This is a genomic window from Cupriavidus sp. SS-3, assembly GCF_035818815.1.
Taxonomy (GTDB): Bacteria; Pseudomonadota; Gammaproteobacteria; order Burkholderiales; family Burkholderiaceae; genus Cupriavidus; species Cupriavidus taiwanensis_C.
Genome location: NZ_JAYLVT010000009.1, coordinates 112,183 through 124,420, shown reverse-complemented (window position 1 = coordinate 124,420; position 12,238 = coordinate 112,183). Strand labels below are relative to the sequence as shown.

The 12,238-nt window shown below is 70.4% G+C and carries 8 protein-coding genes; 5 read left to right on the top strand and 3 right to left on the bottom strand.

Annotated features, from left to right (window positions below; all coding sequences use genetic code 11):
* Positions 1 to 29: 29 nt before the first annotated feature.
* Entirely contained in the window at positions 30 to 1,313 is a 1,284-nt protein-coding gene (locus tag U9J39_RS15795) for a Zn-dependent hydrolase (protein WP_326347483.1), read from the top strand.
* Between the two features lie 19 nt (positions 1,314 to 1,332).
* On the top strand, positions 1,333 to 2,823 hold the full coding sequence (locus U9J39_RS15790) for a M81 family metallopeptidase (protein ID WP_326347482.1): 1,491 nt from the start codon (positions 1,333 to 1,335) through the stop codon (positions 2,821 to 2,823).
* A gap of 481 nt (positions 2,824 to 3,304) precedes the next feature.
* Here U9J39_RS15790 and U9J39_RS15785 read toward each other — a convergent pair whose 3' ends face one another.
* A complete protein-coding gene (locus U9J39_RS15785; protein ID WP_240987835.1) occupies positions 3,305 to 4,171 on the bottom strand; it encodes a LysR substrate-binding domain-containing protein in 867 nt (288 codons plus the stop codon).
* Positions 4,172 to 4,314: 143 nt separating this feature from the next.
* On the opposite strand from U9J39_RS15785, the gene U9J39_RS15780 reads away from it, so the two are divergent.
* From U9J39_RS15780 to U9J39_RS15770, 3 genes are all read left to right on the top strand, one after another.
* Positions 4,315 to 4,800 carry a (2Fe-2S)-binding protein gene (locus U9J39_RS15780; protein WP_116314479.1) on the top strand — a complete coding sequence of 162 codons (486 nt, stop codon included), beginning with the start codon at positions 4,315 to 4,317 and terminating at the stop codon, positions 4,798 to 4,800.
* Positions 4,797 to 6,941, top strand: coding sequence for a xanthine dehydrogenase family protein molybdopterin-binding subunit (locus U9J39_RS15775; protein ID WP_116314478.1), 2,145 nt, complete (start codon positions 4,797 to 4,799; stop codon positions 6,939 to 6,941). Before U9J39_RS15780 ends, U9J39_RS15775 begins: the two co-directional genes overlap by 4 nt.
* Before the next feature lie 160 nt (positions 6,942 to 7,101).
* Positions 7,102 to 8,133 (top strand): patatin-like phospholipase family protein, encoded by a 1,032-nt coding sequence (locus tag U9J39_RS15770; protein ID WP_115713185.1) that lies wholly within the window; start codon positions 7,102 to 7,104, stop codon positions 8,131 to 8,133.
* On the opposite strand, the gene U9J39_RS15765 is transcribed toward U9J39_RS15770, so the two are convergent.
* Entirely contained in the window at positions 8,114 to 8,755 is a 642-nt protein-coding gene (locus U9J39_RS15765; protein ID WP_115700794.1) for an HD domain-containing protein, read from the bottom strand. The two genes, U9J39_RS15770 and U9J39_RS15765, sit on opposite strands and share 20 nt — an antisense overlap.
* Positions 8,752 to 12,225: an adenylate/guanylate cyclase domain-containing protein gene (locus U9J39_RS15760; protein WP_326347481.1), complete on the bottom strand. Its 3,474-nt coding sequence runs from the start codon at positions 12,223 to 12,225 to the stop codon at positions 8,752 to 8,754. The genes U9J39_RS15765 and U9J39_RS15760 overlap by 4 nt, the downstream gene beginning before the upstream one ends.
* Between the last annotated feature and the right edge of the window lie 13 nt (positions 12,226 to 12,238).

Below are 12,238 nucleotides of genomic sequence, written 5' to 3'. Positions count from 1 at the left end.
AACGCCGGCCGACCGATACGAGGAATGACATGACGACATTGCAAGCAGCGCGCGCGGCCGCGGCGAGCGCCGGCGCGCGCGCCGACCTGCGCATCGACGGCCAGCGCCTGTGGGACACCCTGATGCGCCTGGCCACCATCGGCGCCACGCCCAGGGGCGGCGTGTGCCGGCTGGCGCTGACCGACCTGGACCGCCAGGGCCGCGACTTCTTCGTCGCCGAGGCCCAGGCGGCCGGATGCACGATTCGCGTCGATGCCATCGGCAATATCTTCGCGCGGCGAGCCGGGCGCGACGACACCCTGCCGCCGGTGATGACCGGCAGCCATATCGACACCCAGCCGACCGGCGGCAAGTTCGACGGCAACTACGGCGTGTTCGCCGGCATCGAAGTGCTGCGCACGCTGGCCGACGCCGGCATCGTCACCGACGCCCCGCTGGAGGTCGCGGTCTGGACCAACGAGGAAGGCTCGCGCTTCGTGCCGGTGATGATGGGCTCGGGCGCGTTTATCGGCGAGTTCGCGCTGGCGGACATGCTGCAGCAGCGCGACCGCGACGGCATCAGCGTCGGCCACGCGCTGCAGGCCATCGGCTATGCCGGGCCGGAACCGGTTGGTGCGCGACCGGTCGGCGCCTACTTTGAAGCGCATATCGAACAAGGCCCGGTGCTGGAGGCCAACGACACCACCATCGGCGTGGTTACGGGCGCGCTCGGCCAGCGCTGGTACGACGTGGTGCTGACCGGGATGGAAGCGCATGCCGGCCCCACGCCGATGGCGCTGCGCAAGGACGCGCTGCTGGCGGCGTCGGAGCTGGTCGGCATCGTCAACCGCATCGCGCTCGATCATCCCCCGCATGGCCGCGGCACGGTGGGTTGCCTCGGCGTGCATCCCGATTCGCGCAACGTCATCCCCGGCAAGGTCACGATGACAGTGGACCTGCGCGCCGGCGACGACACGGTGCTGTCGGCGATGGACGCGGCGCTGCGCGGGCAGGTTGTCGCACTGGCGGCGCGCAGCGGCATCGCCATCGATCTGCGGCAGGTGGTGTACTTTCCGCCGCAGCCGTTCGATGCGCGGCTGGTCGAGGCGGTGCGCAACGGCGCGCAACGGCTCGGCCATTCCGCCATGGACGTGATCAGCGGCGCCGGCCATGACGCGGTCTACCTGGCCCGCGTCGCCCCGGCCGCGATGATCTTCGTGCCGTGCAAGGACGGCATCAGCCACAACGAAATCGAAGATGCCCGGCCCGAGCACCTGGAGGCCGGCTGCAACGTGCTGCTGCACGCCATGCTCGATGCCGCCACGCGGCCCTGAACCCGGAACGGACTGCCCGATGAAAATCCTGATTGCCCGACTCAATCACGAGACCAATACCTTTTCGCCGGTGCCGACGCCGCTGGCTGCTTTCTCGCCGGCCTATGGCGACGCCGCCTATCGCGTCGCCAAAGGCACCCGCACCGCGGCCGCCGCCTTCATCGACCTGGCCGAGGCCGCCGGTGCGCAAATCGTGGTGCCCGTGATCGCCGGCGCCAACCCGAGCGGCCGCGTCGCCGCCGAGGCCTACACCCATCTGTGCGACACCATCATCGCCGCCGCCGACGGCTGCGATGCGGTCATGCTGGACCTGCACGGCGCGATGGTGGCGGAAAACAGCGACGACGGCGAAGGCGACCTGCTGCGCCGCCTGCGTGCCGTGCTGCCGCATGCGCCGGTCGCGGTCGCGCTGGACCTGCACGGCAACATTACGCAGGCGCTGGTCGACCACGCCGACATCGCGGTCAGCTTCAAGACCTATCCGCACGTGGACATGTATGAAGCCGGCGCCCATGCCGGCCGGCTGCTCCTCGACATGATTGCCGGGCGCGTGCGCCCGGTGATGGCGTGGCGGCGCCCGCCGCTGATCACCCACACCCTGCGCAGCCGCACCGACGAAGGCGCCATGCAGCGCGCCGTCGCGCTGGCGCGCCAGGCCGAGCGGGACGGCATGCTGGCGGTGTCGGTGCTGGCCGGCTTCGGCCTGTCCGACATCGCCGCGCCCTGCCTGAGCGTGATTGTCGTCGGCGACGGCGACCCGGCCAGGGCCGACGAGGTTGCGAGCCGGATCGCGGCGCAGGCCTGGGCCGAGCGCGACGCCTTCGCCTACCAGGCCGAGCCGCTCGCCAGCTCCATCGCGCGCGCCGCGCAGCTTGCCGACAGCGCGGACCGTGCCGATGCAAGGCCGGTGCTGCTGCTCGACCATGGCGACAACTGCATGTCCGGCGGCACCTGCGACAACATGGCGGTACTGCACGAGGCCCTGGCGCAGGGCCTGACCGGCATCGCGGTCGGACCCGTGTGCGACCCGGAGGCGGTTGCCGCGCTGGTCGACGCCGGCCTCGGGGCCAGCATCACGCTGCCGGTCGGCGACAAGGTGGCGCTACCCCAACTGGAGGTCTATCCCCAAAGCCGGCCGCTGACCGGCACGGTCGCGGCGATCAGCGACGGCGAGTACACCATCACCGGGCCGACCTACACCGGGCAGCGCATCCGCATGGGGCGCACCGCCCTGCTCGACATCGGCGCGGCGCAGGTGATCGTGACCGAGACCCCGCAAGAGCACTGGGACCTGGGGATCTTCACGCATATCGGCATCGATCCGCACCGGGCCAGGTTCCTGCTGCTGAAGTCGCGCATGTACTGCCGGCCGGTGTTCGTGCCGATTGCCAAGGCGGTGGTCGAGTGCGACGGGGAGGGGGTTACCAGTTCGCGCTATGAGCGGTTTCCGTTCCGGCGGGTTGAGAGGCCGGTTTATCCGCTGGATGCTGCTGCTGACTGGGCGGGATAGTCTGCGCGGACTGATGCGGTTGACTTCGTTGATGCGCCGGCCCTCACCCCCGCCCCTCTCCCGCACGCGGGAGAGGGGAGCAAACAAGCCGGCAATAAAAGCCAGAGAGATCCCCAGCGACAACGCGTGCGAGCGCAGCGACGCACTCCGTGCCCGGGCAGTAGACCTGAGATAGGGAGCGCGCGCAGCGCAGCCGAAGGCGTCCCACCAACAACGCCGTTAGCGGGCGGCCACCGACCTAAAGTCGGGTTCGTCCATCCGACCTCGAACGCCAGGCACATCCAGGTAGCGTCAGCAGGGCCGGACCACCAACCGCAGGGCCGCAAGTCACCGCCGCTGGAACCAGCAACACCGCCTTAGCCAGCCGCTTAGGCGACGCGTTTCTTGCCTACTTCTTGGCGCTCGGCCAAGAAGTAGGTCGCCGGCTACGCCGGCGAAACAGCCGCGCCCGCCAAGCACGATAACGCCACGTGATCACCGCTCACCCCCGCAGCGCCACCTCCCGCAACCACTCCGCGAACCCCCGAATCAACCCCTGCTTAGGATTATCCCCACGCCACACGATGTAGCAGTTATGACTAGCCGGAAAACTATCCACCAACGGCCGCACCAACCGCCCCGCAGCGATAGCCTCGCGTGCCAGCAAGGCCCGCGTAAGCGCCAGCCCCATGCCGCTGGCCGCAGCCTCGATCAGCAGCGCGCGGCAGTCAAAGACGATGCCGTCTTCGGGCTCGTCCAGTACCACGCCCGCGGCGGCGCCCCACTGCGACCAGCGGAAGCGCGCGTGCCGCAGCCGTGGCAGGTGCGCGGCGTCAGCCGCGGTCATGCCGGCATGCCGCTGGGCGAAGCCGGGACTGCATACCACGATGATGTCGTCGTCGAGCAGCTTCAGGCACTGGTAGCCGGTGAAGGGCGCGGGGCCGTAGCGCAGGCTGACGTCCAGGTCGGAACGGGCAAAGTCGGGGTCCTCGGTGCTGGCGGCGATGGACAGGTCCAGGCCGGGCAGCGCCTCGCGCAGTTGCGGCAGCTTGGGCACCAGCCACGCGCCGGCCAGTTCGGGGCTGACATTGACATGCAGCGACTGCCGTTCGCGCGCGCGCCGAGCGGCCGCGCCGGCCAGCGATAGTTCCACCGCGCGCAGGGCGCGCTCGAGGTCGTCGGCCAGTTCGCGCCCGGTGGCGGTCAGCTCCAGCTGCCGGCCGGCGCGCAGGAACAAGGTGCAGCCAAGCTGTGACTCCAGTGCACGGATATGCCGGCTGACGGCGCCGTGCGTCACGCACAGCGCATCGGCGGCGCGCGTCATGCTGCCCGTGCGCGCGGTGGCGGCAAAGGCCTGGAGCACTTGCATCGAAGGGAGCCGGCGAATCATGGCTGTGATCTTGCCTCACAGGTGATGGCAAAACAAGTCGATTGTCCCGCCATGCCGCGCGGCCGATACTGGGCCGCACCGAACCGGCCGCTGCGAAGCCGGTGCGCAACGAGGAGACCCCCATGAAGCTGCAACTGAAGATCAACGGCAAGCGCCACGCCGTCGAGGCCGAACGCGACATGCCCCTGCTGTGGGTGCTGCGCGATTACCTGGGCTATACCGGCACCAAGTTCGGCTGCGGTGCCGGCCTGTGCGGGGCCTGCACCGTGCATGTCGATGGCAAGGCGGTGCGCGCCTGCATCACGCCTGTGGGCACCGTCGCGCGCGCCGACATTACCACCATCGAAGGATTGTCGGCCGACAATTCGCACCCGGTCCAGCGCGCGTGGATTGCCGAGCAGGTGCCGCAGTGCGGCTATTGCCAGTCGGGCATGATCATGGCCGCCTGCGCGTGGCTGCAGGACAACCCGTCGCCGCGGCCGGAGGAGATCCGCGCCGGCATCACCAACCTGTGCCGCTGCGGCACCTATCCGCGCGTGGAACGCGCCATCCTGCGCGCCGCCACGGCACTGAACGCCGGCGACCCGAAGGGGAGGGCGTCATCGTGAGCCATCTCCACGCAAGCCGCCGCCGTTTCCTGCAAGCCGCCGGCGCCGTCCCCGCCGCACTGGTGCTGGGCTTCCACCTGCCACTGGCGAAGGCGGCCGACGCCGCCGCGCCCGCGCGCGACCCGGACGACGTCAATGCCTGGCTGCGCATCGATGCCGACGGCAGCGTGACCATCATGGTGCCGTCGGCCGAACTGGGGCAGGGCGTGATGACCTCCGCCCCCATGCTGATCGCCGAAGAGCTCGAGTGCGACTGGCGCCAGGTGCGTGCCGAGCTCGCACCCACCGACCCGGTCTACAACAACCGCATGTTCAAGGTGCAGGCGACCGCCAGCAGCACCTCGGCACGCTGGTCGTTCGAGCCGCTGCGCCGCATCGGGGCCACCGCGCGCGAGATGCTGCGCGAGGCCGCCGCGCAGGGCTGGAGCGTGCCGGTGGCGCAGTGCCGCGCGGTGCAGGGCGTGGTGCTGCATGAGCCCAGCGGGCGCACGCTCGGCTACGGTGCGCTAGCCGCGCGCGCCGCCACGCTGCCGCGCCCGGCCAACGTGGCGCTGAAGGACCCACGCGACTGGAAGCTGCTGGGCCGCCCGACGGACCGGCTCGACATTCCGCTGAAGACGCGCGGGGCCGCGGTGTTCGGCGTCGACGTCAAGGTGCCGCGCATGCTGGTGGGCTCGGTGATGGCATGCCCGGTCTTCGGCGGCACGCTGCGCCGGGTCGATGCGCGGCCGGCGCTGGCGCTGCGCGGCGTGCGGCGCGTGGTGCCGCTGGACGATGCCGTGGTAGTGCTGGCCGACAGCTACTGGACCGCGCGCAAGGGCCTGGCCGTGCTGCAGCCTGACTGGCAGTTGCCGCAAGGCGAGCCGGCCAGCGACGCGGCGCTGATGGCCGGCTACCGCGAGGCCGCACGCAGCGCCTCGGCGATGGCGCTGCGCCACGGCGATCCTGACACGCAGATGCAGGGCGCACAGGCCTACACCGCCGAATACGAAGTGCCATACCTCGCCCACGCCACCATGGAACCGATGAACGCCACCGCCGATGTGCGCGCCGACCGGGCCGAGATCTGGGGCCCGACCCAGGTCTGCGGCGAGATCGCGCAGCGGCTCTCGGGCGTGCTGGGGCTGCCCGCCGACCGCATCGTCGTACATGGAACCTTCGTCGGGGGCGGCTTCGGCCGGCGCGAGGAGTTCGATGTCTTCGTCCAGGCCGCGCTGGCGTCGAAGGCTGCGGGGCAGCCGGTCAAGCTGATCTGGTCGCGCGAGGAAGACATCCAGCACGACTTCTACCGCCCCGCGGCGGCGGCGCGCTTCAGCGCGGTGCTGGCCCCCGACGCGGCCGGCATCCGCGCGCTGGATGCGCGCCTGGCCTGCTCGTCGATCTATGTCCGCAATTTCCCGGACCGGGTCAAGGGCGGGGTCGACCCCAAATCGGTCGAAGGGGTGGTGGATCTGCCTTACGCGCTGCCCCACGTCGCCGTGCGCCATGCCATGGTCAATACCGCCGTGCCGGTGGGCTTCTGGCGCGGCGTGGGCTATACGCAGAACACCTTCTTCGCCGAGAGCTTTATCGACGAGCTGGCCCATCACGCCAAAGCCGATCCGCTGCAGTTCCGGCTGAACCTGCTGGCCGACCGCCCGCGCCCGGCGCGCTTGCTGCAGCGCCTGGCGCAGCACGTCGGCTGGGGCATCGCGCCGGCAGGGCGCTTCCACGGCGTGGCGCTGTCGCAGGCGTGGGGCTCGCTGTGCGCGACGGTGGTGGAGCTGTCGGTGCAGGGCCAGCGCGTCACGCTGCACCGCATCGTCAATGCCATCGACTGCGGCACCGTGATCAACCCGGCGACGGTCGAGCGCCAGCTGGAGGGCGCCAGCATCTGGGGCCTGAGCGCGGCCATGACGGGCGCCATCACCATTGCCGACGGGCGCGTGCAGCAAGCCAACTTCCACGACTATCCACTGTTGCGGCTGGCGCAGACGCCGCGCTTCGAGGCGGTGCTGGCGCCCAGTGGCGAGCGCATCGGCGGCGTGGGGGAATCGGCGGTGCCGACGCTGGCACCGGCGCTGGCCAATGCGCTGTTCGCCGCGACCGGGCAGCGCCTGCGCTCGCTGCCGCTGGCGCGGCACGGGTTCGAGCTGGCGTAGCGGGGCGCGGGCACGTCCTCCGCTGCCACGATCGCGGGGCCCATCATGACGTAGCGGCGCCACGCTGTGTGTCATACCACGCACGGCGCCCTACGCGGCCGCCGCGGTTCTTCCCTACACTTGAGCATGGCGCCTTGTCGCCGCCCAGGGGAGCACACCTATGCCGCCCGAGCCTGTCCAAGCCAAGCCCGTGGCGCTGGCCTTGCAGGGCGGCGGCATGCACGGCGCATTTACCTGGGGCGTGCTGGACCGCCTGCTGGAAGATGGGCGGCTGGTGATCGAGGGCGTCAGCGCCACCAGCGCCGGGGCGATGAACGGCACGGTGCTGGCCTATGGCCTGATGCAGGGCGGCAGCGACGGCGCGCGCCAGGCCCTGCACGACTTCTGGCAGGCCATCGCGCATTCGGCGCAGCGCTTCAACCCGTTGCGCTGGCTGCCGTGGTTCAAGGGCAGCCATACGCTGGGGCTGAACCATTCGCCGCTGTACGCCATGGCCGACATCACGCTGCGGCTGCTGTCGCCGTACCAGTTCAACCCGGGCAATGCCAATCCGCTGCGCGACGTGCTGCTCGGCCAGGTGGATTTCGCGGCGCTGCGCGCGCATTGCCCGATCCGGCTGTACCTGTGCGCGACCAATATCGAGACCAGCCGCATCCGCATCTTTGCGCAGGAAGAACTGAGCGTCGACGCGGTGCTGGCCTCGGCCTGCGTGCCCACGCTGTTCCAGGCGGTCAGCATTGACGGCCAGCATTACTGGGACGGCGGCTATGTCGGCAACCCGGCGATCTTTCCGCTGATCTATCACTGCGAGACCCACGATGTCGTGATCGTCCACATCAACCCGATCGTGCGCCGCGGCGTGCCGACCACGGCGGCGGAAATCCTGAACCGGGTCAACGAGGTCAGCTTCAATTCGTCATTGATGCGCGAGATGCGCGCGATCGGCTTCGTCACCACGCTGATCCAGCAGGGCAAGATCGACCGCAACGAGATGAAGGAGATGTGGATTCATTCGATCCGCTCGGACGAGACCATGGCCACGCTCGGGGTCTCGACCAAGTACAACGCCGACTGGGCCTTCTTGTGCACGCTGCGCGACCAGGGCCGGCAGGCCGCCACGCTCTGGCTCGATCGCAACTATGACTGCGTGGGCCAGCGCTCCAGCGTCGATATCACCGGCGAATTCCTGTAGGCGCGGGCTGGGCCAGCCGCCAGGCCAGATTGGCTCGCGCCTGCGCCTCGTAGCGCGACCGGAACAGGTCGGTGGCATAGATGCGGGGACTGGCCAGCAGGCGCTGCAGGAAGGCGCGTTCGGCGGCGTCATAGGCGCCATCGTCCAGGTCGGTGCGCTCGGCGCGCAGGCGCGCGCCGTTGTCTTCGAAGCGCGCGCGGCTGTATCCCAGCGCGGCCAGGTCGATGTCGGCGGTGAAGCGCCCGGCCAGGCTGGCGGGCACGTCGGCGTGCGTGGTCTCCAGGATCAGGGCGGCCACGCGTGCGGCGGTGCCCACCGTGCCGGCCGACCAGTGCTGCAGCCACGCAGCGCTGCGCGCTTCGTTGTCGGCGGCGCCGGGCACGTAGATGACGTCATGGCACCACAGCGCCAGTTCGACGTCGGCGGCATCCGGGATCGCGCTGCGCGCCCAGTCGAGGTCGCGCAGGCAGCGCCGCACATGGTCCAGGGTGTGGTAATGCCGGGTCGGCTCGCCGTAGCAGCGCGCCAGGTCGGCATACGCGTCCGCCGCGCGGGTACCGCCCGCCAGGGTCCAGAGCGCGACAAAGCGCTCTTGCAGCGGGTTGGCGGCGGCGGTGCTCATGCGCGCGCCGGACCCGGTTTGCGGGCCGCCTCGTTGTTGGCAAGCTCGGCCAGCAAGGCCCGCGCCTCCTGCCAGTCGGCGCCATCGGTGCCCTCGCTGAAGCTGCCGTGGATGCGCGCCAGCGCTTCACGCGCGGCGTCGCCCTTGCCCTGGCGCTGCCACAACCGGGCCAGGCTGAGCGCGGCCTGCAGTTCCAGCGGCCTGGCGCCCTGGCCGTGCGCGACCGCAAGCGCGCGCTGGAAGCAGGCCTCGGCTTCATGGCTGGCGGCGGCGCCGGCATCGGGCGCGGCCAGCTGCAGCAGCATGTCGCCGCGCAGCCGATAGACGGCGGCTTCATCGAGCCGTTCGCCGGTCTCTTCGATCATGGCCTGCGCGCGCGTCAGCACGTCCAGCGCGGCGGCGGGCTGGCCCGCCCGGCCGCAGGCCTCGGCCAGCATCGCCAGCAGGTTCGGCATGCCAAGTTCGCCGCCGGTGGCCTCGTAGGCGGCCAGGCCGCGTCGCATCTGCGCTATGCCTTCCTCGTGGCTGCCCTGCTCGGACAGCGCCCAGCCCTGCAGCACGGTGCCCCAGGCCAGGTAGATCGGGAAGCCCTGTTCGCACGAAATGGCAATGGCGGCTTCGGCATATTCCCTGGCCTGCGCGGGATCGCGGCGCCAGCGGTACTGTTCCGCCGCGAACACCAGGCACAGCGCCAGGTTGTAGGCATCCGGGCGCGCGCGCGCCAGTGCCAGCGCCTCGCGGCTGCGCGCCAGGGCCTGGTCGGCTAAGCCCTGGTACCACAGGATCCAGGCCAGCGTGCTGGTGGCATGGACCATCGGGTCGCGGCCGTAGCCGGTCAGGAAGTCATAGGCGGAATGCTCCGGGTGCGGCACGGCCAGCACGGCCTCCATATGCGCGCGCGCTTCTTCCAGCAGGCCCAGGCGGAACAGCGTGGCGCCCAGCGCGCGATGGCCTTCGGCCAGCTGCTTTGGCTTTTGCGACTCGGTGGCCAGCGCCAGCAGGCGCCGCGCCAGCGGCAGCGACACCTGGTATTGCGCGCGCAGCTGGTAGAACGCCCACATACCCAGCTGCGCCGAGAACACATAGGGCGTCTGCCGCCCTTGCTCGCACAGCGACATCGCGCGCCGGTAATTGGCCTCGACCTCGGGCGAGGCCTGGCCGCGCGCCGCGATCAGCGCGGGCCCCAGCGTCAGCAGCAGCGTCAGCTCCAGGCGTGCGCGCTCGCTGCTGTCGGGCTGGCGCTTGAGCAGGGCAATGGCCTCGCTCAGGTGCCGGATCGCTTCTTCCTGCGCCGAGCGCTGCAGCGCCTGCTGGCCGGCGCAGTGCAGGTACTCGACCGCCTTCGGCACATTGCCGCTGTGGCTGTAGTGATGGGCCAGCTCGCTGCAGTAGTCCTTGAGCCGGCCGTGGAACATCGCCTCGATCGCCTGCGCCGAGCTTTCATGCAGGGCGCTGCGGCGCTCGGTCAGTAACGAGCTGCCGGCCACCTCCTGGGTCAGCGCGTGCTTGAAGGCGTACTCCACCTCGGGGAAGGCAGGGCGTTCGTAGATGAAGTCGGCGCCCTGCAGGTCGCGCAGCAGCGGATGCAGCCGGTCTTCAGGCAGGCCGGTGACGCGCAGCACCAGGCCCAGCGGAAACTCCTTGCCGATCACGGCGAGGGTCTGCAGCAGTTCCTTCTGCGCCAGCGGCAGCCGGTCGATACGGGCGGCCAGCACGCCCTGCACGGTGGTGGGGATGTGCAGCAGCGCCGGCGCCTTCTCGATGCGATAGCTGCCAGGCTGGCCCAGCAGCGCGCCTTCCTCGGCCAGGGTCTGGACCACTTCCTCCATGAAGAAGGGATTGCCTTCGGTCTTGTCGAGGATCAGCCGCTTCAGCGGCGCCAGGCTGGGGTCGTCGCCGAGCAGCGCGGTCAGCAGCTCCTGCGCCTCGGCCTGTCCCAGCGGCTGCAGGCGCAGCTGCGAGTAATGCGCGCCCGCGTCCCAGCGGTGGCGGTATTCGGGCCGGTAGTTCACCAGCAGCACGATGCGCGCGCCGGGCACGTGGTCGACCAGCATGTTGAGGAAGGCCTCGGTCTCGCCGTCCAGCCATTGCAGGTCTTCGAAGATGACTTCCAGCGGCTGGTTCTGGCTTTCACGGACCAGCAGCCGCGCAATCGCGTCGAAGGTGCGCTGGCGCCGCAGCGCCGGGTCCATGGTCGGCAGCGCCGAGTCGGGCTCGACCACGCCGAGCAGGTAGAGCAGGTAGGGCAGGTGTTCTTCCAGCGAGCGGTCCAGCGTCAGCAGCCGGCCGGTCAGCTTCTCGCGGCAGATGCGGTCGCCGTCATGCGCCGTGATCTGGAAATAGTTCTTCAGCATCTCGATCAGCGGCAGGTAGGCAAAGGCCTTGCCGTGCGAGACCGAGAACGTCTCCAGCGCCAGGCAGCCTTGCTGCGACCTGACCTTGAATTCATGGAACAGCCGCGACTTGCCGACCCCGGCCTCGCCGACCACCGCGACGATGCGCCCGTGGCCGGCCTTGGCCTGCTCCAGCGCCGCGTTCAGGTGCGCCAGCTCGTCCTGGCGCCCGACAAAGCGCGCCAGGCCGCGGTGCGCGGCCACCTGCAGCCGCGTGCGCAAGGGTCCCGGCCCGATCACCTCGTACACCGCCAGCGGTTCGCGCACGCCCTTGACGCTGGTGGTGCCCAGCGCCGTGAACTCGAAATAGCCTTCGGTCAGCTTGTGGGTGGACTCGCTCACCAGGATCGACGCCGGCGTGGCGATGCCCTCCATGCGCGAGGCGATATGGATGGTGTGCCCGACCGGATCGTAGTCGGTGTGCAGGTCGTCCTTGCGGATCGAGCGCACCACCACCTCGCCGGTATGGATGCCGATGCGGACCTGCAGCGGAATGCCTTGCTCCAGGCGCACGCGGTCGCTGTGCCGGTGCATCGCATCCTGCATGCGCAGCGCCGCGTACAGCGCGCGCAGTGCGTGGTCCTCGTGGGCGATGGGCGCGCCGAACAGCGCCAGGATGCCGTCGCCGAGGAACTTGGCGACGTAGCCCTCGTAGTGGTGGACCGCTTCCATCATCAGCGTCACCACGGGATCGATCAGGCGGCGCGCGTCCTCGGGGTCCAGGTCCTGGGTCAGCGCGGTGGAGCCGGCCATGTCGGCAAACAGCGCGGTGATGGTCTTGCGCTCGCCGGCGGTTTCGCCGCGGGCTTCCATCGCCGCCTGCTCGGCCAGGATGCGCCCGGCCAGGTGCGGCGGGGTGTAGTGGACCGGCGCCGGACTGTCCGGGCGCGGCGCGGCGGGCGCCGGCGTGGCGGCGGTGGGCGCGTCCGGCAGGCCGACGCCGCAGACGCGGCAGAACCGTGCCGCCGCGGTGGCCTCGGCGCCGCATTGCGGGCACACGCGGGCAAGCCGCGCCCCGCACGCCTCACAGAAGTTGGCGCCAGCAAGATTGCCGAAGCCGCATTGGCTGCAGCGCATTTCGCCTCCCGGC